This window comes from Streptomyces sp. NPDC093795 (genome assembly GCF_044764665.1).
GTDB lineage: Bacteria > Actinomycetota > Actinomycetes > Streptomycetales > Streptomycetaceae > Streptomyces.
The window spans coordinates 941,916-963,128 of the sequence record NZ_JBIWIO010000001.1; the positions used below are offsets into that span (position 1 = coordinate 941,916).

The following is a 21,213-nucleotide window of genomic DNA, read 5'->3' on the forward strand; positions in this document are numbered from 1 at the left end:
GGGGCGCCCGGGTCCGGTTCGATCTTGGCGCGGAGGCGCTTCACGTGGACGTCGAGGGTCTTGGTGTCGCCGACGTAGTCCGCGCCCCAGACCCGGTCGATGAGCTGCATACGGGTCAGCACGCGGCCCGCGTTGCGCAGGAGCATCTCCAGGAGGTCGAACTCCTTCAGGGGCAGGTCGACCTTGCCGCCCGCGACCGTCACCACGTGGCGGTCGACGTCCATGCGGACCGGGCCGGCCTCCAGGGCCGCGGGGGTGACCTCCTCCGGCTCACCGCGGCGGCGCAGGACCGCGCGGATGCGGGCGACCAGCTCCCGCGAGGAGAAGGGCTTCGTCACGTAGTCGTCGGCTCCTATCTCCAGCCCGACGACCTTGTCGATCTCGCTGTCCTTGGCCGTCACCATGATGACGGGGACGTTCGAGCGGCCGCGCAGCTGCCGGCACACCTCGGTACCGGGCAGCCCCGGAAGCATCAGGTCGAGGAGGACGAGGTCGGCCCCGTTGCGCTCGAACTCGTCGAGACCGTCGGGCCCGGTCGCCGCCACGGCGACCTCGAAGCCTTCCTTGCGAAGCATGTAGGACAGGGCGTCGCTGAAGGATTCCTCATCCTCGACGACGAGCACTCGGGTCACGGAAGGACCTCCGGGGCAGGGAGCGGTTCGGTCATGAGATCAGGGGTGGGGGACGAGACGGTCCGGCGGTCCCGTGCGGCGCCCGCCTCGGGCAGCCGCAGGGTGAAGGTGGAGCCCTGACCCTCGGTGCTCCAGACGGTGACCTCCCCGCCGTGCGAGGCGGCCACGTGCTTGACGATGGCCAGGCCGAGACCCGTACCGCCGGTGGCACGGGAGCGGGCCGGGTCGACGCGGTAGAAGCGCTCGAAGACGCGCTCCTTGTCCTTGTCGGGAATGCCGATGCCCTGGTCGGTGACGGCTATCTCGATCAGGTCGCCGGCGGGGGCGACGACGCGGCGGGCGGCGATGCCCACCCGCGTACGGGCCGGTGAGTAGTTGACCGCGTTCTCGACGAGGTTGCCGAGGGCGGCGGCGAGCTGGCCGCGGCTCCCCCAGACGCGCAGATCGGCCTCTCCTCCCGAGACCATGGTGATCTGCTTGGTGGAGGCGGTGTGCCGGGAGCGGTCGATCGCCTCGGCGACGAGTTCGTCCACGGACACGGGCTCGGAGTCTTCGAGCGGGTCGTCGTTCTGCACGCGGGAGAGGTCGATCAGCTCCTGCACGAGGTTGGTGAGGCGGGTCGCCTCTATCTGCATGCGGCCGGCGAAGCGGGTGACCGCCTCGGGGTCGTCCGATGCGTCCATGACCGCCTCGGAGAGCAGGGAGAGCGCGCCCGTGGGGGTCTTGAGCTCATGGCTCACGTTGGCGACGAAGTCCCGCCGTACCGCTTCGATACGGCGGGCCTCGGTGAGGTCCTCGACCAGGAGCAGCACGAGCCGCGAGCCCAGCGGGGCGACCCGGGCGGAGACGGCTAGGGCCTCGCCGCGGCCGCTGCCGCGCCGTGCCAGGTCCAGCTCGACCTGTCGTATCTCCCCGTCGCGGCGCGTGTCGCGGGCCATGTTGAGCATGGGCTCGACGGCCAGCTTGCCGCCCCGGACCAGGCCGAGCGCGTACGCCGCCGAGCTGGCCTTCACCACGGAGTCGCTCTCGTCGAGGACGACCGCGGAGGAGCGCAGCACGGACAGCACGGTGTCGACGCCGGGCGGGAGCACGGCGTCGGTGTGCAGGGAGGTACGAGTGGGTCTCGCCTGGTCGCGCTCGCTCCAGCGGAACGCCAGCATGGCGATCACGCCGGTGCACACGCCGGCGATCGCGGCCAATGCGGCGACTGCCGCGTTCACGTCCATGCCTCAAGGTTATGCGGGGTCACGGACTCTCTCCCAGCCGTCCGAGTGGCTCCTCGAACACTCGTCGCTCAGAGTTCACTGTGAAGACGTGGCCGGTTCATTTGCCCCGAGCGGGACAGTGGCGCGTGTAGCCCAGAGTTCACCTGGGGGAAAGTGATGGTTCATGTGTGGGGGTGGAACCGGACGCGTAGAGGGCCGAACGTGGGAGCGTGGGGGTTCCGAGCCCCACCCGGACCCCGGAGCTTTGCGTAGAGAGGGACAGCCACATGCGGGACGCGTACCACGAGGAACTGGACTCGATCGGCGAGAGCCTGGTCGAGATGGCCCGACTCGTCGGGTCGGCGGTCGGGCGCGCCACGACGGCGATGCTCGACGCGGATCTGAAGCTCGCGGAGAGCGTGATCGCGGCGGACCAGAAGGTCGACGACCTCCAGCACGATCTGGAGGCGCGGGCGATCGCGCTGCTCGCGCGGCAGCAGCCGGTGGCCACGGATCTGCGGATAGTGGTGACCTCGCTGCGGATGAGCGCCGACCTGGAGCGCTCGGGCGACCTGGCCCAGCACGTGGCCAAGCTGGCGCGGCTGCGGTTCCCCGACACGGCCGTGCCGCGGGACCTGCACGCGACCATCCTGGAGATGGGGCAGCTGGCGCAGCGCCTGATGGCGAAGGCGGCGGAGGTCATCATCACGAAGGACGTCGACCTGGCGCTCCAGCTGGAGCAGGACGACGACGAGATGGACCTGCTGCACCGGACGCTGTTCCAGCACCTGATCGACGACCGCTGGAAGCACGGCATCGAGACGGCGGTGGACGTGACGCTGCTCGGCCGGTACTACGAGCGGTTCGCCGACCACGCGGTGTCGGTGGCGAAGCGGGTCGTGTACCTGGTGACGGGTGAGCACGCGGACGAGCTCCAGGCCTCGGACGCGCCGGTGGAGGGCGCGTGACCCCGGCCGGCGCGCGCGGGCGCACCGGGGCGCGGGCATCGATGCGCCGTTGATGCGCCGGTCCGGGTGGGCATGCAATGGGGGGAGGCGACTCACGCCTCGAAAGGGAGGGACCCCATGGCCGAATCCCCGATGACGACGACCGACTCCGGCGCGGAGGCGCCGCGCGAGGCGGTGTTCCTGCCGGTGCTCGGCGCCTGCGGCTGCGGCTCGGGCTGCAGCTGCGGCTGCCAGTCGGGCGGGCCTTGCCAGTGCGGGGGCTGCTCGGGCTGACGAGCGAGGGGGCGGGGCGCGGCGAGATCCGTGCCCCGCCCCGTTTCTCCGTCCTGGACGACTCCCTCGACCGCCTTCCGGGCTGTCTTCTCAGACGTCGAGTACGCCGACGGTCTGGCCGCCGCTGAGCTCACCGGTCGTACGGAAGCCGAGCCGCTCGTAGAAGGCGCCGGGGCCGTTCTCGCCCGGGTGCCAGGTCACGTACAGCCGGGGTGTTCCGCGCCGCCGGAGCTCCTCGCGTACGGCTTCGACGGCGAACCGTCCGTACCCCTTGCCCTGGACGTCGGCGGAGATGTTGAGCCGCCAGAGGCCGCTGCGCCGGTCGTCCGGGTCCTTCTCCTCGTCCCAGGTGAGGTCGAGGAAGGCCATCAGAAAGCCGACGAGTTCGTCGCCGTCGAAGATCAGCCGCGGCCATGCGGCCTCCCCGAAGGCGTACGCCTCGGCGAGGGAGCGTACGACGGGGGCGACGTTGTGCTCCTGGTGGGGATGGACGCGCAGGGCGAGGGCCGCGTCGATGGTGGCCGGGGTGACCGGCTCCAGGCGCAGCGAGGTGCTGGGGGGTGGCGTGCTCATGGCCTGGACGGTAGCCACTCCGCGCCAAGGGCGCCGATGATTATCGGACCGGCGTGCCCTGGCCGAGGAAGACGACCGAGCGGAGCTTGAGCCGGTCGGTGGCCGGGTGCCGTGGGGGCGCAGGGTCCATGAGGCTGCCGTTATCCCCGCGGTGCGGGAACCGCCCGCCGGAAGGTTTCCCCCTCACCCGTCCGGCCGGACAGCACGAAAAGACCCCCACCGGCGGAGAGTCCGACCTCCGCCGACAGGGGTCCCGATGACGTGTCAGGGCTACTTCTTCTTGCCCTGGTTCTTCACGGCCTCGATGGCCGCGGCCGCCGCGTCCGGGTCGAGGTAGGTGCCGCCCGGCTTGAGGGGCTTGAAGTTCTCGTCGAGCTCGTAGGCGAGGGGGATGCCCGTCGGGATGTTGAGCCCCGCGATGTCGGCGTCCGAGATGCCGTCGAGGTGCTTGACCAGGGCACGGAGGCTGTTGCCGTGGGCGGCGACCAGGACCGTGCGGCCGGTGAGGAGGTCCGGCACGATCGCGTCGTACCAGTACGGCAGCATCCGGTCGACGACGTCCTTGAGGCACTCGGTGCGCGGGCGCAGCTCCGGCGGGATCGTCGAGTAACGGGCGTCGTGCGCCTGCGAGTACTCGCTGTCGTCGGACAGCGCCGGCGGCGGGGTGTCGTACGAGCGGCGCCACAGCATGAACTGCTCCTCGCCGAACTCGGCGAGCGTCTGGGCCTTGTCCTTGCCCTGGAGGGCGCCGTAGTGGCGCTCGTTGAGGCGCCAGGAGCGGTGGACCGGGATCCAGTGGCGGTCCGCGGACTCCAGCGCGAGCTGGGCGGTGCGGATGGCGCGCCTCTGGAGGGAGGTGTGCAGCACGTCGGGCAGCAGGCCGGCGTCCTTGAGCAGCTCGCCGCCGCGCGTCGCCTCCTTCTCGCCCTTCGCGGTGAGGTTCACGTCCACCCAACCGGTGAACAGATTCTTCTCGTTCCACTCGCTCTCGCCATGGCGGAGGAGGATCAGCTTGTACGGTGCGTCGGCCATGCGTACGAGCCTAATCGACCGCTGACGATTGACGCGCGTCGTCAATTGGCTGGCGTCCGACCCCTGAGATGCGTAAGTTACGAGAGCCGGAAGCAGGGCTTACATATCGCAGGGGGCTGCCACACATGTCCATCGACTCGCTCAGACGATCGGCCCGGGCGACGGTCTCCGGCTTTCCGCAGGGCTTCTGGTGGCTCTGGCTGTCGACCCTGGTCAACAGGACCGGCGCTTTCGTCCTCACGTTCCTCGCGCTCTACCTGACGCAGGAACTCGGGCACTCCCCCTGGTTCGCCGGACTCGTCGTCGCCCTCCACGGCCTCGGCGGCATCGCCGGTTCACCGCTCGGCGGCACGCTCACCGACCGCTGGGGCCGGCGCCCCACCATGGTCACCATGCACCTCGCGGCCGCCGCCTGCGCCGCCGCCCTCGCCGTCGTCACCAGCGCCTGGGCCATCGCCACCGTCGTGCTCCTCATGGGCGTCGCCATGCAGGCCGTCCGCCCCTCCATCAACGCGACGATCGCCGACATGGTCCCCGCCCACGACGTGCGCCGGGCCTACGCCCTCAACTACTGGGCCCTCAACCTCGGCTTCGCCATCGCCTCCATCGGCGGCGGCGCCGCGATCCTCCTCGGCTACCGCACCCTCTTCGTCGTCGACGCCGTCGCCACCGTCCTGTGCGCCGTCATCGTCTTCCTCCGGCTCCCCGAGACCCGCCCCAAGGCCCGCGTCGACACGGCGGGCGAGCCGGTCGTCGAGGCCAAGGTCAGCATGCTCACCGTGCTGCGCGACGCCCCCTTCCGCACGCTCGTCCTGCTCAACCTGCTCGTCTGCCTCGTCTTCACCGCCCCCTGGATCGGCCTGCCCCTCACCATGGCGGGACAGGGCCTCGCCCCCTCCTCCTACGGTCTCGTCATCGCCGTCAACGGCATCGTGATCGTCGGCTTCCAGCTGCTCGTCAACAGGCTGACCGACAAGCGCTCGCCGATCCTCCTGCTGACCCTGTCCTCGCTCCTCTTCGCCTTCGGCACCGGCGCCACCGCCCTCGCCGGCTCCTCCGTGGCCTTCGCCGCGACCGTGGTCGTCTGGACCGTCGGCGAGATGATCCACGTCCCGACGAACGCCGCCGCCACCGCCCGCCTCGCCCCCGAGCACGCCCGGGGCCGCTACCAGGGCGTGATGGGCATGTCCTGGGCCGTCGCCGGCTTCGTCGCCCCGATCGCCGCCGGCGCGATCGTCGGCGGCCCGGGACCCGGCGTCCTGTGGGCGGCGACGGCCGCGATCGGCGTCCTCGCCGCCGCCGGTTACCTGACCAAGCTGCGCCGGGCCCTGGGGGAGGACGACGAGGCCGGGGGCGGTGACACGGAGACCTCGCCCGCCGCCGGTGCGGTCGAGGCCGGGGTCTCCGCCGGTGCGGTCGAGACCGGGGTCGAGGTCAAGGCCCAGGCCCAGGCCCAGGCCCAGGCCAAGACCGGGGCCGAGAGCGTCGATTAGTCCCCGGCGGCGCCTGCGCACCCGCGCCACCGGCCTCACCCGCGGCCGTAGGCCGCCCACCGTACGAGCCCGAACCCCTCCCCCTCCCTGCGCACTTCGGCGGCTCCGGCCCCGCCGAAGTGCGCCGGCACGACCAGCTCCCGCTCGTCGGCGGCTCGTCCGAGGACCCGGCGGCGACTCGCCGCCGCCTGCCCCGCGTCCAGGCAGAAGCAGCTGTCGCACGAGGGGTCGAGGATCTGCACCGGACTGTGCAGGACGTCTCCGACGAAGACCGCCCGTTCTCCCCCGGACGCGAGCCGCAGCACGGCGGAGCCGGGTGTGTGACCGGGCGCGGACTCCAGCGTGAGGTGCTCGTCGATGCGGTGGGTCCCGTCCCACAGCAGGCTCCGCCCCCAGCGGTGGACGGGCGCGACGCTGTCCTCGTAGACCAGCCGGTCATCCTCCTGAAGACCGTTGCCGTACGCGTTCTCCGGGCCGAAGTGGAAGTCGTCGGCGGCCGGAAGGAGGTACTGCGCGTTCGGGAACGTCGGCACCCACTCCCCGTCGACCTCGTGCGTGTTCCAGCCGACGTGGTCGGCGTGCAGGTGCGTGTTGACGACGACGTCGACGTCCTCGGGGCGGATGCCCGCCCGCTCCAGACGGCCCAGGAAGTCCCCCTGCCGCCGGTGGAACTGCGGCGACCCGGGCCGCTCGCGCCCGTCGCCGACCCCCGTGTCGATCAGGACGGTCCGTCCCCCGCTGCGCAGCACCCAGCTCTGCAGCGCCATGACCGCGCTGTCGTCGTCCGGCGCCCAGTGGTCCGGAGCGAGCCAGTCCTCGTTCTCCCGCCACAGCTCGGGCCCGGCCGCCGGAACGATGCCGCGGGCGGGGCCGAAGGGGCCCTGCCACTCGACGACCCGGATGACCTCGACGTCGCCGAGGACGACACTCTCCGCGTTCTCGGTTGGACCCGAGCTCTCCGTGTTCTCCGTGTTCATGGGGTCGACCCTAGGAAGCATCGGTGAGCCTTTCGATGCTCCGGCCGCTCCTTCTGATACGCGTATGTCTCACACCCGAGGGTGGGACGCGTACCCTGCCGGCATGGACGTGGTGAGCGACGCGATCTCGGCCGTACGCGTCGGGCGGCCCTCCTCCGACCGCGTACGGGTCGGCGGCAGTTGGTGCGTCCGGCTCGACCCGTACGAGGGCGCGGGCTTCCACGTCGTCCTGAAGGGCTGCTGCTGGCTGCTGCCCGACGGCGGCGAGCCGGTCGCCCTCGGCGCGGGGGACGCGGTGCTGCTCCCGCACGGGACGGGGCACGTCATCGCCGACTCGCCCGTCGACGCGTCGACGGCCGCGCGGGCGGCGCCGTTCGCCCCGTGGGCCGACGGGACCCTGCCGCGCCCGCCCCTGCCCTCCGGCCACGAGCGCGAGGTGGAGATGCTCTGCGGCAAGTACCGCCTCGACCGCAGCCACGCCCACCCCCTCGTGGCCGAGCTGCCCCCGCTCGTCCACCTGCCGAACCGCGACGGCCGGCACCCCGAACTCCGCGCCGCCGTCGGCCTCCTCGGCGGCGAGCTGGACGAGCGGCGGCCCGGCTCGTCCCTCGCGCTGCCCAGCCTGCTCGACCTTCTGCTCGTCTACATGATCCGCTCCTGGATGGCCGAGAGCACGGCCGGAGCCTGGCCGACCGCCCTCGGCGACCCGGTGACCGCCGCCGCGCTGCGCGCGCTGCACTCCGACCCGGCCGCCCCGTGGACCAACGACCGACTCGCCGCCGAGGCGGGCGTCTCCCGGCCCACCCTGGCCCGCCGCTTCACCGCCCTGGTCGGCCGGCCCCCGATGGCGTACGTCACCTGGTGGCGGCTGACCCGCGCGGCCGCCCTGCTCCGGGACACCCCGGATCCCCTGGCCACGGTCGCCCGCCGGGTCGGTTACAGCTCTCCGTACGCCCTCTCGCACGCCTTCCGCCGCGAGTTCGGTACGACGCCGGGGCAGTACCGGGCCGTCCGGGCGGCGGCTACCGCCGACTGAGCGCCCGCTGTGCCTCGTACAGGTTCCGCGGGTGCACGGAACCCGGGCTCCCGTACGCCTCCACGCGCGCGTGGAGGTCGCCCGCGAAGTCCGGGACGTCCGTCTGGTCGAACTCGCGCACCTCGCTGATGCCCACCGTCGCGCTGTACGGGGCGATGGTGTCGATCTTGACGAGACCGGCCCTGCCGTTGGTCACCGTCACGTTCCAGTGGGCGAACCGGGCGCCGTAGAGCGGGCCCGCGGACGCGTCGCCGCCGTGCCGACCGTTGTTCTCGACGGTGATCTCGGTCCGTACGTTCGCGAAGGGCATGCCCCGGTGGGTGTCGAAGGTGCCCATCTCCATCACCCCGCGCGACCAGACGTTGTGGCTGGACAGGCCCTCGACGTTGATGCCGTGGAGCTGGGTCCCGGCCGGGGCGGGGACGGTACGGGCGGCGATGTGGAAGTCCTCGACCAGGTTGTCGTGCGCTCCCTCCCGGCAGTAGTACGGGTGGTGGGAGCCGCGCCCCTCCACCCGCGTACGACGCAGGGTGCAGGCGGAGGCGGCGACGAGCCCGAAGCCGTTGTCGACGTGCCGGACGACCACGTCGTCCGCCCAGCAGTCGTACGCGCACTGGAAGGTGACGCCGTTGTAGCCCTTGTCGAGGAGGTGGGGGGATTGTGGTGTCTCCACCGCCTCCAGGGTCAGGCCCACCACCCCTGAGTCGGTGAGTGCCTCGGCCCCCGAGATCAGTCGGGGGTCCCACTCCGGGCGCGCGTCGAGCGGGAGGGGGCGCTCCAGGGTGACCGTCCGGCCGCGTACTGCGGTGATCCGTACGGGCCACTCGTAGGGGACGTAGCTGGTCAGCTTCGTCCTGTCGTCCCAGGTGTACGCCTCCGGGCCCGGGCCGCCGCCCGCCATGTGCTCCAGGAGGGTGTGCGCGGGGTCGTCGGCGAGGCGGAGCAGGACCAGTTGGCCGCGCCGGAGTCCCGACGGGTCCTCGACCGTGACGGAGCGGTCGCCCCGGCGGGCCGGGCGCACGGCGGTCAGGGTGGTCCACTCGTCGCGCCGGTTGCCGGTCCAGCCCTCGAAGGGCCAGGCCCGGTCCCGTATCGCGGCGACGAGGGAGGCGTGCCGGGCGTGCGGGGAGAGCCAGATCAGGCCGCCCGCCCAGGACCAGGAGGACTTGTCGCCGCCGTAGCGGGACCCGTACGGGCCGATCAGCTCGGTGAGGTGCCGGGTGGCGAGCAGGGTCGTACGGCCGGAGCCCGCGCCGCGCAGGACCACGCCGCTGTGGCCGATCCGGAGGTAGTCGTCGATCCGGTACGTGCCCGGCGGCAGCAGGACCGTGCCGCCGCCCCGCTCCCCCGCCTCCGTGAGGGCGCGGTTGATGGCGGGCGCCGAGTCGGCCGAGGCGTCGGGGGTGGCCCCGTAGGTGAGCGCGTTCGCCACCACGCGGGAGCGGGGTGGCGTGCGGCGGGCGCCGGCGTGGGCGCCGGCCCGGCCCACGTAAGGGATCTGCGGGTGGGTGTGGGGGGCGGCTTCGAACTCCTGCCAGAGCCGGGCGGGGAGGAGGGGGCCGGGTGGTGGTGAGAAACCCGTCGATCCCGTCGATCCCGTCGCTGCCGTCGCCTGTGTCACTCCCGTCGCTGCCGTCGCTTGTGTCACTCCCGTCGCTCCCGTGGCCGCCGCCACTGCCACCGCGCCGCCGACGAACTGCCTTCTGCTGAGTGCCATACCCCTGAACCTTTCACGTATATGAACGGTGTTCAGATCTGCGCCGGGCGTGAGCATGGCACTGGAAGGCCCTTGCGGGAAGAGGTCAGTCCGCGGATTTCCGGGTCAGGTTCTTGAACGCGTCGAGATTCCGCGTCGACTCGCCGCGCGAGACCCGCCACGCGTACTCGCGCCGGATCGCCGACGCGAAACCGAGCTCCAGGAGCGTGTTGAAGTCGCCGTCCGCCGCTTCGAGGACCGAGCCGAGCAGCCGGTCGAGCTCCTCCGGTGTGACGGCGGAGAGCGGCAGCTTGCCCACGAGGTAGACGTCGCCGAGGCCGTCGACCGCGTAACTCACCCCGTACAGCTTGAGGTTGCGTTCGAGCAGCCAGCGGTGGACGCCCGCCTCGTTCTCGTCCGGGTGCCGGACGACGAAGGCGTTGAGCGAGAGCGAGTGCCGTCCGGCGCGCAGCGAGAGCGTCGTGAAGAGCTTGCGCGTGCCGGGGAGTTTGACCACGTAGGAGCCCGGTTCGGGGGACTCCCACTCCAGTTCCGCGTCCTTGAGCGTGTCCTCGACGATCCGCCGGACGTCGCCGGCCCTTGCGTCCTCAGCCATGGTGGGAGCGTACGCGACGGCGGTTCTCGCGCAGCCGGTGGTCGTGCACGGCAGCCGTGTACACGTCGGCCGTGCCCGAGGCGGCCGTGTCCCAGCCGAAGGAGCCGGCGTGCAGGGCCGCCGCCGCGCCCATCCGGTCCGTCAGGGACGGGTCCGCCACGAACCGGCCGAGCGCGCGGGCGTAGTCCGCCGGATCGTGCCCCTGCACGAGGAAGCCGGTCGTCTCGTCCCGTACGGCCACGGGCAGGCCGCCGACCGCCGCCGCGACGACCGGGGTGCCGGCCGCCTGCGCCTCGATCGCGACCAGGCCGAAGGACTCGCTGTACGAGGGCATGACGAGGACGCTCGCCGCGCGGAACCAGTCGGCGAGCCTGTCCTGGCCCACCGGCGGGTGGAAGCGCACGATGTCCGCGATGCCGAGCCGCGCGGCGAGCTTCTGCAGGCCCTCCGGCTTCGCGAGGCCGCTGCCGCTCGGGCCGCCGACCACCGGCACGATCATGCGCGAACGCAGCGAGGGGTCCTGCTCCAGGAGCACCGCGGCGGCCCGCAGGAGGATGTCCGGGGCCTTCAGCGGCTGGATGCGGCCGGCGAAGACCGGGATGAAGGCGTCCTGCGGCAGCCCGAGCCGGGCGCGGGCGGCGGCGCGGCCGTCGGCGGGGCGGAAGTTGTCGAGGTTGACGCCGGGGTGCACGACCGCGATCTTGCCGGGGTCGGCCTCGTAGAACCGGGCGAGCTCGTCGGCCTCCTCGGCCGTGTTCGCGATCAGCCGGTCGGCGGCGGAGACGATCTGCGTCTCGCCGATCACCCGGGCCGCGGGCTCGGGCGTGTCGCCATCGGCGAGCGCCGCGTTCTTGACCTTCGCCATGGTGTGCATGGCGTGGACGAGCGGCACGCCCCAGCGTTCGGCGGCGAGCCAGCCGACGTGGCCGGAGAGCCAGTAGTGGGAGTGGACGAGGTCGTAGTGGCCCGGGCGGTGGCCCGCCCACGCCTGCATCACGCCGTGCGTGAAGGCGCAGAGCTGGGCCGGCAGCTCCTCCTTGGCCAGGCCCTCGTACGGGCCGGCGTCCACATGCCGTACGAGCACGCCCGGCGTGAGCTCGACGACCGGGGGGAGACCGCCGGTCGTGGCCCGGGTGAAGATCTCGACCTCGATGTCGATGGCGGCGAGACGTTTCGCCAGCTCGACGATGTAGACGTTCATGCCGCCCGCGTCGCCGGTGCCCGGCTGGTGCAGCGGGGAGGTGTGGACGCTGAGCATGGCCACGCGGCGCGGGGTGCGGTTCCGGCCGGGGAGCCGGAGCCGGGATGGTGCCGGGTGCCGGTGCCGGGTACCGGCGAACCGGGACACGTACTGGCTCACGTCGGCGGTCCTTCCGCTGGGGGGCCTGGGGGCGGGGCTGGACTTGGCTGGGCTGGGTTAGCTGGGCTGGGCTTAGCTGGGCTTCGCTCGGCTCGGCTCCGCTGTCTCGGGCATGACGGTCGGAGGGCGGGGGCCGTCCTCCAGCCGCGACAACACCGGAATGACACCTTTCATTTCCATTGGCGGGGGCGCTTTGCCAATTCATTACCGGGAGCTCGGGGGAGGCGAGGGCGGGGCCGGGAGCCGGGGCCACCGGCCGCTCCCCACCCTCCCCCGCTCCTCTACGCTCATGGCATGGCCCCGCGCACCACCCGCCCCGTCGGCACCCCGACCCGCGGGACCACCAACCCGAACCGGCTGCGCCGTATGGACCGCTGGATCGCCGCCGTCCACGGCCCCGCCCTGCGCCGCTCGCCCGAGCCGCCCGTCGCCGTCGACCTCGGGTACGGGGCCGCCCCCTGGACCGCCGTCGAACTCCTCGCCCGGCTGCGCACCGCCGAGCCCCGCACCCGCCTCTACGGCATCGAGATCGAACCCGCCCGCGTCGAGGCCGCGAGGCCGTACGAGCACGAGGGCCTCTCCTTCCTGCACGGCGGCTTCGAGGTGCCGGTGCCCGGCCGGGTCGCCCTGATCCGGGCGGCGAACGTGCTGCGCCAGTACGACGAGGAGCAGGTCGCGGCCGTCTGGCGGCGACTGTGCGAGCGGCTGGCACCCGGCGGGCTGCTCGTGGAGGGCACCTGCGACGAGATCGGCCGCCGGCACGTGTGGGTGGCGCTCGACCGGGGCGGGCCGCGCACGGTGACCTTCGCGACCCGGCTCGGTTCGCTGGAGCGCCCGTCGGACCTGGCGGAGCGGCTGCCGAAGGCGCTGATCCACCGCAACGTGCCGGGCGAGCCGGTGCACGCGTTCCTGCGGGACTTCGACCGGGCCTGGGCGGCGGCCGCCCCGTACGCCTCGCTCGGCGCGCGGCAGCGGTGGATCCGCTCCGTCCGCGACCTGGCGGCGGACTGGCCGCTGACGGACGGTCCCCGACGGTGGCGCCAGGGCGAGGTGACGGTCCGGTGGGAGGCGCTGGCGCCTCGGGGGTGAGGCGGCGCGGGAGCGCCGGGTTCGCGCCTCGCGGGAGAACCGAGGGCACAAGGAGACGGGGCCCTTTCCCCAACTCCCGCTGAATTTCCCGTACGCCGGGAACGCCACGCCCGCCCCGCCCGTCCCCTGGAGGGGGAGGAGGCCCGACAGGCCCCGGTTTCCCCTGTTGATTTCCGGTTTCGCATGGCACTATCGCCATCGTTGCCCTCAAGTTACTGACGGTAAATCAGATGTGGCCACTCAAGGGGGAGCCAGTGAACCGACGCCGCCACGCCACCGCCGCGGTCACCATGATCTGCGCCTTGACCGTGCTGGCCTCTCCCGCACTGACCCTCCAGGCCGCCGCCGCTCCCCTCCCCCCTCCCCCGCCGAAGAAGAGCCTGGAGCAGGTACGCCAGGAGATAGACGGCCTGTACCGGCAGGCCGCCGTCGCCACCGACGCGTACAACCTCGCGGAGGAGAGGACCAAGGAGCAGTCCGCCGAGATCGTCCAGGTCGCCCGGATGATCGTGGAGGGCCGCGAGAGGATCGAGGCGCTCAAGGCCAAGGCCGGCGCGTCCGCCCGCGCCCAGTACCGCAACGGCGGCCTCCCCGACGGCGCGCAGCTCGTCCTCACCGACGACCCGCACCTCTTCCTCGACGCGGCGGGCCGGCTCAAGGCCGGGGCGAAGGCCACCACCGACCTCCTCGGCGAGATGAACCGCACCCAGGCCCAGCTGGACGTCTACGCCAGGGACGCGGGCATCAACTGGACCAAGCTGGAGGCCAACCGCGTCCGGCAGGCCCAGGCGAAGAAGCAGATCAACGACAAGATCGCCGAGGCGAAGAAGCTGGAGTCCGAGCTCGCCGCCGAGGAGCGGGTGCGGCTGCGGCTCCTCGAGGAGCAGGAGCGGCAGCGGGCCCAGACGACCTGGCTCGGCACCGGCGTCCTCACCGGCCTGACGGCCGACGCGACGCCGGACGCCAAGAAGGCGATCGCGTTCGCGATGGGCCAGATCGGCAAGCCGTACGTGTGGGGGGCGGAGGGGCCGGGCTCGTACGACTGCTCGGGGCTGACCCAGAGCGCGTGGGGCGCGACGGGCCGCACGATCCCGCGCACCTCGCAGGAGCAGTGGCGCCTGCTGCCGCGCGTGGACATCAAGGACATGCAGCCGGGCGACCTGATCGTCTACTTCGCGGACGCGAGCCACATCGGGATGTACGTCGGGAACGGCACGATGGTGCACGCGCCCCGCCCGGGGCGGGACGTGACGCTGGCGGGGGCGGGCTCGATGCAGATCCTGGGAGTCGTACGCCCGACGTGAGGCGGGGCCGACGCGCCCGACGCGACGCGGGAGCCCGTACGCCCGACGTGAGGCGGGGGCCGACGCGCCCGACGCGACCCCGGACCCCCCGCGCCCCCGTCCCCGCGCACCCCCGACGTGACGGAGTGCCCCCGGAACCTGGCCGGGACACGCCACCACCGCGTGACCTTTCTCATTGCCGCCGAGGCGCTCCCGCGCGGCGAACGGCGGCAAGTACGCCCCCTTCCGCGGCATATGCCAATCCCGCCACGGCCGCTCTCCCGCTGATCACCATTCCGCTGCGCGCCGCCCTACCGCTAGGGTCCGGGACGGGCGGGACGCCACCCGGCGCCCTGCGCACCCTCGGGGGGAGGGAAGGAAACCCGGACCGATGCCCGTATCCGTACCGCGTCAGAGAATCGTCTCTGCTGCTGCGGGACCCGGCGACGCCACCGCTATGGACGCCACCGCTATGACAGGCACAGTCACAGGCACCGACCGCACCGATCTCACTCTCCTGGTCGTCGAGGACGACCCGGCGGGTTCCCTCGCCGTACCCGAACTCCTTGACGCGGTCGACGCCGCCGGCACCCGGGTCCGTATCCGTACCGCCCGCAACCTCACCGAGGCCGAGCGGCTCCTCACCGACGACGTCCACTGCGTCCTCGTCGACCTCTCCCTGCCCGGCCCCAGGGCCGCCGCCGGAGACGACCCGCTCGCCCCGCTCCGGCACATCCTGCGCCTCGCCCCGCGCCACGCCGTCCTCGCGCTCGCGGCCTCCGCCGACGCGGAGCTGGCGGCCGAGGCGGTACGGGTCGGCGCCCAGGACCACCTCTTCCGCGAGGAGCTCGACGGGCGGCTGCTCAGCCGGGCCATCCGGTACGCGGTCGAACGCAAGCGGGCCGACGCCGTCCAGGTGAAACTCGCCGAGTCCCGGCTCCGGGCCCAGGAGAACGCCCGCCTGGAGCGCGGCCTGCTCCCCACGCCCCTCCTGGAGGGCTCCGACCTCCGGTTCGCGGCCCACTACCGGCCCGGCCGCTCCCGCGCCCTGCTCGGCGGCGACTTCTACGACACGGTGCGTACGCCCGACGGCACCGTCCACGCCATGATCGGCGACGTCTGCGGACACGGCCCCGACGAGGCCGCCCTCGGCGTCGAGCTGCGGATCGCGTGGCGGGCCCTGACCTTCGCGGGCCTGTGCGGGGACGAGCTGCTCTCGACGATGCAGCAGGTCCTGGAGCACGAGCGGGAGAGCGACGAGATCTTCGCGACCCTCTGCACCGTCGACATCGCACCCGACGGACGCCGGGCGGGCATGTGCCTGGCCGGCCACCCCTCGCCCCTGATCGCCCGGCAGGGGCGGGCGGCACGGCTGCTCCCGTACGAGGACGGCGGCCCGGCCCTCGGTCTGCTGCCGCGCGCCCGCTGGCCGCGCCGGCAGGTCGAGCTCGGCGGGGCGTGGAGCCTGCTCATGTACACGGACGGACTGATCGAGGGCCGCTCGGCCGGACCCGGCTCGCCGCGGCTCGGCCAGGACGGGATGGTCGGCATGATCAACCGGCAGCTGGCGTCCGGCCTGCGGGGCGAGGAGCTCCTGGAGGCGGCGGTGACGGAGGTCAGGTCGCTGAACGGCGGCGAGCTGACGGACGACGTCGCGGTCCTGGCCCTGGAACGGGACAGGACCCGGGGATGATCCCCGGGCCCTGTCACTCTGCTTCTCCGCTGCCGGACTACCGGCCGCCGTTGTAGGGGCCGTACGGTCCGTCGCTGCTGGAGCCACCGCCCCGGCCGCCGCCACGGCCACCGCCGGAGACCTGCGCGAGCGCGGGGCGTACGTCCACCATGAAGACGATGGCGGCGATCACACCGGCGATCTGCAGGAACAGCATCGGCACCAGCAGGTTCAGGGCGAGGTTGATGCCCAGAATGATCAGCCAGAACTTCTTCGTCTGCTTCTCGGCAGCCCGGTACGCGTCCTCGCGCGCCATGGCGGCGAAGACGAGCGCGGCGACGGCGAAGCCGGTGAAGATCAGGAACATCACCAGATGGAGAAGGGAGTCGAATCCCGCGCGCAACATGCTGAGCACCGCCTAGAGAAGAGGGGAAGAGCGCCTCGCGGTCAAGGTACCCGGTACAACGCTCCGGATACCCGTATTGGTGCCCTGCCCTACTCCTTCTCGGCGGCGACGGCGTTCTTCTTGGCGGGGGCCTTGCGGGCGGCGGGCTTCCTGGCGGAGGCCTTCGTGGCCTCGGCGGAGTCGTCCCCGGCCTCGTCGGCCTTGCTCTCGCCCGTAGGCTCGGCGGCCTTCTCCTCCGGCTCGACGACGACGGCGATCTCCACGATCTCCTCGGCGACCTCGCCCCGCCAGGCCTTGACGGCCTCCTCGCCGTGGGCGGCGACCTCCTCGTACTTCTCACGGGCCTTGACCGCGTACTCGGCGGCGACGCCGACACCGCGCAGAGCGAGGTCCTGGGCCGTCTCGCCGAGCTTCTTGAGGTCGGTGTCGAGTCCGCCGACGACATCGGCGAACTTCGACTGCACGGTGGCCTGGGCCTCCTTGGCCTGGGCGCTCACCTTCTCCTGTACGGCCTTGGGGTCGGTCTTCCGTACGGCCTCGATCCGCGCGGGCGCCTCGGCGGCGAGCTGCTCGATCAGGCCGGGAACCTTCTTGGCCTGCTGCACGGCGAGGTCGGCGGTGCCGGCGGCGAAGAAGAGAGGGGTACGCAGTTCGTCGATGATGGCCATGCTGGTGGTCCTCCCGGATGTGACGTACGAGCGAGCTACTTCAAGGGCGTTTCGGCATCGGGCGCGTCGGCGGGCGACTCGGCGGCCACGTCGGCGTCAGGGGCGACGCCGGGGTCGGCGCCGGGGTCGGCGCCGGGGTCGGCGCCGGGGTCGACGCCGGGGTCGGCGTCAGCTGCCGCGTCTGCTGCGGCAGCGGCGGCCTCAGCGGCGTTCTCCTTGCGGAAGGAGTCGTAGATCTGGAGCAGCACCTGCTTCTGCCGCTCGTTGATCGAGGGATCGGCCAGGATGACGGCGCGCGTCTCCAGCTCGTCCCGCTCCTTCTCGTCGAGAATCCCGGCCCGTACGTAGAGCGTCTCGGCGGAGATCCGCAGGGCCTTCGCGACCTGCTGCAACACCTCGGCGCTGGGCTTGCGCAGCCCGCGCTCGATCTGACTCAGGTACGGGTTCGACACCCCGGCGGCGTCGGCGAGCTGCCGCAGGGACAACTGCGCGGTCCGCCGCTGCTCGCGGAGGTACTCACCGAGATTGCCGACGTTGAGCGATGCCATGCTCCGACCATGCCAGCCATTGCTAACTATTGCAAGCAGCCGCTTGCAGGAGTCGCCCTCCCGGCGGATCCCCCGGCGGATCCCCCGGAGCCCCCTTGCGCCCCTCCGGCGTGCCAGCATGGGTCCGATGCGGACAGAGGGGGATCCACATGCTGCCGGTCGAACGCGCGCAGGGGGACAAGGACATGCCGTACGCCGAGAAGAGCGGCCAGGCCGGTGAAGCGGGCGCGGTGAGCCCCCGGCGGCGGGCGGAGGTCTTCGACGAGACGGGCAGCGGCGCGCCCCGGCGCCGCTTCTCCGGCCCCGCGACCGGGGACGAGCGGGCGATGCTCGCCGGATTCCTGGAGGACCAGCGCGCGACCCTGCTCCTGAAGTGCGCGGGCCTGGAAGCGGAGTTGGCCCGGCGGGCCGTCGAACCGTCCACCCTGTCGCTGCTCGGCCTGGTCCGGCACCTCACCGATGTCGAACGCCGCTGGTTCCGGCAGGTCCTGGCCGGCCGGGACGACGCCGGCCCGCTGTGGTCCTCCGCCGAGGACCCGGACGGCGACTTCGACGGCGCCGTGCCGGACCCCGAGGCCGTCGCCGCCGCCTGGGAGGCCTGGCGGGCGGCGGTGGACTTCGCCGACCGCTTCACGTCCGAGGCCCCGCACCTCGACGTCTCGGGCCACGACGCCTGGCGCGGCACGGTCTCCCTCCGCTGGGTCCTGATCCACATGATCGAGGAGTACGCGCGCCACAACGGCCACGCGGACCTCCTCCGGGAACGCATCGACGGCGCCCGCGGCGTGTGAGGGCCCCGAGGCGGGGGCTACCTCACCGCGCCCAGGCGGCGAGCGTCTCGTAGTCCGCGTCCGTGAGGCCGCGGCCGGGGTTCACCCGGTGGAGCAGGGCCCGGCCGGGGTGGTGGGCGGTGACCCAGTCGCGGTCGGCGGCGCCGATCTCGTCGTCCACCCAGGCGAACGGCTGCCCGTCCGCCCATGCCACGAGCGCCGCCGTCTTCCAGTGGAGGCCCGCCGCCGGGCCTGGGCCGTCGTCCGGCCACCGCACCAGGGGCAGCGGGGGCAGTCCGAGGCGCGGCGCGACCCAGGCGTTCGCGTCGTCCTCCCAGGTCGTCGCCCAGACCAGCTCGTACGGCAGTGCCGCGAGCCGCGGCCCCTGGGCCGGGTCGAGCCGCGCGAGCAGCGGGCTCACGGACGCGGGCGGCGCGGGCGGGTACGTCGGGTACGGAGCGGCCGCCGCCCCGGCCCCGCCGTTCCCTCCGAAGGGGATCAGTGGGCCGTCGACGTCCAGGAAGAGCAGTGCCGGCGTGGTCATGTCCTCATCCTGGCCGAAAGGAGCGCCTTCCCGTCCGCTTCTCGATAATCCGCGACGGATCGATTTTCGTTACCCTGGCAGGCATGACAGCCATGGCGCCCACCCGCACCGAGCCCGATCTCTCCTACCTCCTCGACCACACCAGTCACGTGTTGCGTACCCGGATGGCCGCCGCGCTGGGCGCGATCGGGCTCACGCCCCGGATGCACTGCGTCCTCGTCCACGCCCTGGAGGAGGAGCGCACCCAGGCGCAGCTCGCGGAGATCGGCGACATGGACAAGACGACCATGGTCGTCACCGTCGACGCCCTGGAGAAGGCCGGGCTCGCCGAGCGCCGGCCGTCCAGCACCGACCGGCGGGCGCGGATCATCGCCGTGACCGAGGCGGGGGCGAAGGTCGCCCGCGAGAGCCAGAAGATCGTCGACGGGGTGCACCAGGGCGCCCTCTCCTCCCTCCCCGAGGACGAGCGGGCCCTCCTGCTTCGCGCCCTGAACCGGCTGGTCACCGGCCATCTGGAGACCCCCGTCGAGGGGCCGAAGACGGCCCGCCGGGCGCGGCAGCGCGCCTAGGGCGTCCCTGAGGGGGCCTCCTGGGGCGTCCCTGAAGGCGTCCCCGAAGGCGCGATCGGCTTGCGCAGGTCGTCGCGTATCTTGCTGGTCTCCGCCGCCGCCACTTCGAGTGTGCTGCTCGGTTCGAACGCGACCGCGACGGTGGTGTTGTCGTCGCCCCAGCCACACACGGTCTTCTGATCCACCGTCGTACAGCGGAACTCGACGTCCGAGCCGGGGACGCTGACCATTCTGGGCGGATCGCTGACGTTCTCGCTGCCCGTCACCGTCATGGCTCTCATCAAGCCGTCTCGATCCCCCTCCGGGTCCGTGTACCGACCCGAAGAGCCGTACACCGACACCTTCCGGAACGCGGGGGGCGTGTCGTGGTCGCTGTTGGTGACGGTGTAGTCGGCGCTGAAGTGCGTCGAACCCCTCTGGCTGTCGCTGTCCGGCTGCGGGTGCGGAGGGAGGCGGGATTCGATGTTCCAGCCGTACGTGCCTCCCACGATCGACTCGGCCATGACGAGCTCGTGCGTGGCCTCGGGGAAGGAGGAGTCGCCCGGGCCCGCGGTGGCGTAGATGCCGTAGCCCACGCCTCCGAGCACGATCAGCACGGACGCCACGCCCGAGGCGAGCCGTCCGCCGCGTCCCCGCTCCGGCGGGGGCTCGGTGCGCGGGGCGGCGGTGACGGTCTCGGCGCGGGCGATGTCCCCGTCGGCCGGTGCGGCAGTGGGCGTGGCAGGGGGCGTGGCAGTCGGCGCGGCCGCCGACGTCGGTCCGGCGAGCGCGGACGGCTCGGCCTGGGCGGCCGGCAGCGTCGGCGGATGCGTCACCGGGTCCGCGGACGCCGACCCCCCGCCCCCGGCCGGGTCCGGCGCGAACTCGTCCAGCAGGCCTCGGGGCGTCGGCCTGTCCGCCGGGTCCTTGGCCAGGCAGGCGGCGACCACCGGCCGCAGACCCGGCGGTAGGGCGGACAGGTCCGGCGGCTCGTGCACGGCCCGGTACATCAGCGCCATCGGGGTGCCCTCCCCGAACGCCTGCCCACCGGCCGCCGCGGCCAGCACCGCGCCCAGCGCGAACACATCGGCGGGGGCGCCGACTTCGTGCCCCTGAGCCTGTTCCGGGGCCAGGAAGCCAGGGGTCCCGAAGGCCGCTCCGGTGGAGGTCAGCCGGGTCGACTCCAGGGCCCGGGCGATACCGAAGTCGAGCACCCGCGGCCCGTCGTCGGCCATGATGATGTTGCCCGGCTTGAGGTCGCGGTGGATCAGACCGCAGGTGTGAATGGCGTGCAGCGCCTCCGCCAGCGCCGCGCCGAGCTGCCGCAGCCGGGCCTCGTCCATCGGGCCCCGTTCGGCGAGCAGCCCCGACAGCGTCGGCCCCGCGATGTACGCGGTCGCCAGCCAGGGCGCCGCCGCGTCCGGGTCGGCGTCGACGACCTGCGCCGTATGGAACCCGCCCACCCTGCGGGCCGCGTCGACCTCCGCGCGGAACCGGGCACGGAAGTGCGGATCGGCGGCCAGCTCGGGACGGGCCACCTTGACGGCCACCGTCCGCCCGCCCCGGGACCGCGCCAGGTACACCGTCCCCATGCCGCCGGCACCCAGCTCACGCTCCACCGCGTACTCACCGATGCGCTGCGGCAGGTCCACGCCCATGCCGTCCACCCCCAAGTTCCCTGCGGCACAACCCCGTTGGAATGCCGCCGATCAGTATGGCCGACCCCTCCGCGACCCTCACCCCCAACTTTCGTTCCGTAAAAAATAGTCTGCAACAAAACCTTCTGCTAATGTCACTCCCGTTGCCTCCCCCGAACAGGAGTGA

The 21,213-nt window shown here is 72.7% G+C and carries 21 protein-coding genes; 8 read left to right on the plus strand and 13 right to left on the minus strand.

The genetic code is table 11. The features are described 5' to 3' along the window. Together ACIRB7_RS04545 and ACIRB7_RS04550 are read right to left on the minus strand one after the other, a co-directional pair. The coding region (locus ACIRB7_RS04545) for a response regulator transcription factor (protein ID WP_403592179.1) at nt 1–632 on the minus strand (632 nt) is incomplete at its 3' end. After that, a complete protein-coding gene (locus ACIRB7_RS04550) occupies nt 629–1,858 on the minus strand; it encodes a sensor histidine kinase (RefSeq protein ID WP_403592182.1) in 1,230 nt (409 codons plus the stop codon). The genes ACIRB7_RS04545 and ACIRB7_RS04550, both read right to left, overlap by 4 nt. 266 nt (nt 1,859–2,124) lie before the next feature. Here ACIRB7_RS04550 and phoU point away from each other — a divergent pair, with 266 nt between their 5' ends. Beyond that, nucleotides 2,125–2,805 carry a phosphate signaling complex protein PhoU gene (gene phoU / locus ACIRB7_RS04555; RefSeq protein WP_351218516.1) on the plus strand — a complete coding sequence of 227 codons (681 nt, stop codon included), beginning with the start codon at nt 2,125–2,127 and terminating at the stop codon, nt 2,803–2,805. A gap of 363 nt (nt 2,806–3,168) precedes the next feature. Here the strand turns inward: phoU and ACIRB7_RS04560 are convergent, their stop codons facing one another. Together ACIRB7_RS04560 and ACIRB7_RS04565 are read right to left on the minus strand one after the other, a co-directional pair. Further along, nucleotides 3,169–3,651, minus strand: a complete 483-nt coding sequence (locus tag ACIRB7_RS04560) for a GNAT family N-acetyltransferase (RefSeq protein WP_403592185.1) — start codon at nt 3,649–3,651, stop codon at nt 3,169–3,171. Between the two features lie 270 nt (nt 3,652–3,921). Continuing rightward, nucleotides 3,922–4,683, minus strand: coding sequence for a phosphoglyceromutase (locus tag ACIRB7_RS04565; RefSeq protein ID WP_403592187.1), 762 nt, complete (start codon nt 4,681–4,683; stop codon nt 3,922–3,924). Between the two features lie 125 nt (nt 4,684–4,808). Between ACIRB7_RS04565 and ACIRB7_RS04570 the strand changes: the two genes are divergently transcribed. Continuing rightward, nucleotides 4,809–6,176, plus strand: coding sequence for an MDR family MFS transporter (locus tag ACIRB7_RS04570; RefSeq protein ID WP_403592190.1), 1,368 nt, complete (start codon nt 4,809–4,811; stop codon nt 6,174–6,176). Between the two features lie 35 nt (nt 6,177–6,211). On the opposite strand, the gene ACIRB7_RS04575 is transcribed toward ACIRB7_RS04570, so the two are convergent. Further along, nucleotides 6,212–7,153, minus strand: a complete 942-nt coding sequence (locus ACIRB7_RS04575) for an MBL fold metallo-hydrolase (RefSeq protein ID WP_403592192.1) — start codon at nt 7,151–7,153, stop codon at nt 6,212–6,214. Nucleotides 7,154–7,256: 103 nt separating this feature from the next. On the opposite strand from ACIRB7_RS04575, the gene ACIRB7_RS04580 reads away from it, so the two are divergent. Then, complete coding sequence (locus tag ACIRB7_RS04580) at nt 7,257–8,189, plus strand: AraC family transcriptional regulator (RefSeq protein ID WP_403592195.1); 933 nt, start codon at nt 7,257–7,259, stop codon at nt 8,187–8,189. On the opposite strand, the gene ACIRB7_RS04585 is transcribed toward ACIRB7_RS04580, so the two are convergent. The 3 genes from ACIRB7_RS04585 to mshA form a co-directional block, all read right to left on the minus strand. Then, the gene (locus ACIRB7_RS04585; protein WP_403592197.1) at nt 8,176–9,906 is read right to left on the minus strand and encodes a glycosyl hydrolase family 28-related protein; all 1,731 of its coding nucleotides are present in this window, start codon (nt 9,904–9,906) and stop codon (nt 8,176–8,178) included. The genes ACIRB7_RS04580 and ACIRB7_RS04585 overlap by 14 nt on opposite strands. Before the next feature lie 85 nt (nt 9,907–9,991). After that, on the minus strand, nt 9,992–10,501 hold the full coding sequence (locus ACIRB7_RS04590) for a YbjN domain-containing protein (RefSeq protein WP_403592199.1): 510 nt from the start codon (nt 10,499–10,501) through the stop codon (nt 9,992–9,994). Beyond that, complete coding sequence (gene mshA / locus ACIRB7_RS04595) at nt 10,494–11,861, minus strand: D-inositol-3-phosphate glycosyltransferase (protein WP_403592201.1); 1,368 nt, start codon at nt 11,859–11,861, stop codon at nt 10,494–10,496. The genes ACIRB7_RS04590 and mshA overlap by 8 nt, the downstream gene beginning before the upstream one ends. Nucleotides 11,862–12,155: 294 nt before the next feature. Between mshA and ACIRB7_RS04600 the strand changes: the two genes are divergently transcribed. The 3 genes from ACIRB7_RS04600 to ACIRB7_RS04610 all read left to right on the plus strand — a co-directional run bounded on the left by ACIRB7_RS04600 (nt 12,156) and on the right by ACIRB7_RS04610 (nt 15,926). Continuing rightward, the gene (locus ACIRB7_RS04600) at nt 12,156–12,950 is read left to right on the plus strand and encodes a class I SAM-dependent methyltransferase (protein WP_403592204.1); all 795 of its coding nucleotides are present in this window, start codon (nt 12,156–12,158) and stop codon (nt 12,948–12,950) included. A 254-nt stretch (nt 12,951–13,204) separates the two neighbouring features. After that, on the plus strand, nt 13,205–14,254 hold the full coding sequence (locus ACIRB7_RS04605) for an NlpC/P60 family protein (RefSeq protein ID WP_403592207.1): 1,050 nt from the start codon (nt 13,205–13,207) through the stop codon (nt 14,252–14,254). A gap of 436 nt (nt 14,255–14,690) precedes the next feature. After that, the gene (locus tag ACIRB7_RS04610; protein WP_403592210.1) at nt 14,691–15,926 is read left to right on the plus strand and encodes a PP2C family protein-serine/threonine phosphatase; all 1,236 of its coding nucleotides are present in this window, start codon (nt 14,691–14,693) and stop codon (nt 15,924–15,926) included. 37 nt (nt 15,927–15,963) lie between these two features. Here ACIRB7_RS04610 and ACIRB7_RS04615 read toward each other — a convergent pair whose 3' ends face one another. The 3 genes from ACIRB7_RS04615 to ACIRB7_RS04625 all read right to left on the minus strand — a co-directional run bounded on the left by ACIRB7_RS04615 (nt 15,964) and on the right by ACIRB7_RS04625 (nt 17,527). Continuing rightward, the gene (locus ACIRB7_RS04615; RefSeq protein ID WP_403592213.1) at nt 15,964–16,311 is read right to left on the minus strand and encodes a DUF2516 family protein; all 348 of its coding nucleotides are present in this window, start codon (nt 16,309–16,311) and stop codon (nt 15,964–15,966) included. A gap of 89 nt (nt 16,312–16,400) precedes the next feature. Further along, the gene (locus ACIRB7_RS04620; protein ID WP_403592216.1) at nt 16,401–16,979 is read right to left on the minus strand and encodes a hypothetical protein; all 579 of its coding nucleotides are present in this window, start codon (nt 16,977–16,979) and stop codon (nt 16,401–16,403) included. Between the two features lie 35 nt (nt 16,980–17,014). After that, the gene (locus ACIRB7_RS04625; RefSeq protein ID WP_403592219.1) at nt 17,015–17,527 is read right to left on the minus strand and encodes a helix-turn-helix domain-containing protein; all 513 of its coding nucleotides are present in this window, start codon (nt 17,525–17,527) and stop codon (nt 17,015–17,017) included. Nucleotides 17,528–17,712: 185 nt separating this feature from the next. Between ACIRB7_RS04625 and ACIRB7_RS04630 the strand changes: the two genes are divergently transcribed. Continuing rightward, on the plus strand, nt 17,713–18,318 hold the full coding sequence (locus ACIRB7_RS04630; protein ID WP_403592517.1) for a DinB family protein: 606 nt from the start codon (nt 17,713–17,715) through the stop codon (nt 18,316–18,318). A 22-nt stretch (nt 18,319–18,340) separates the two neighbouring features. On the opposite strand, the gene ACIRB7_RS04635 is transcribed toward ACIRB7_RS04630, so the two are convergent. Beyond that, a complete protein-coding gene (locus ACIRB7_RS04635) occupies nt 18,341–18,841 on the minus strand; it encodes a hypothetical protein (RefSeq protein ID WP_403592222.1) in 501 nt (166 codons plus the stop codon). 83 nt (nt 18,842–18,924) lie between these two features. Between ACIRB7_RS04635 and ACIRB7_RS04640 the strand changes: the two genes are divergently transcribed. Next, nucleotides 18,925–19,410, plus strand: a complete 486-nt coding sequence (locus tag ACIRB7_RS04640) for a MarR family winged helix-turn-helix transcriptional regulator (RefSeq protein ID WP_403592225.1) — start codon at nt 18,925–18,927, stop codon at nt 19,408–19,410. Here the strand turns inward: ACIRB7_RS04640 and ACIRB7_RS04645 are convergent. After that, entirely contained in the window at nt 19,407–21,047 is a 1,641-nt protein-coding gene (locus tag ACIRB7_RS04645) for a serine/threonine-protein kinase (protein ID WP_403592227.1), read from the minus strand. The genes ACIRB7_RS04640 and ACIRB7_RS04645 overlap by 4 nt on opposite strands. Nucleotides 21,048–21,213: the final 166 nt, after the last annotated feature.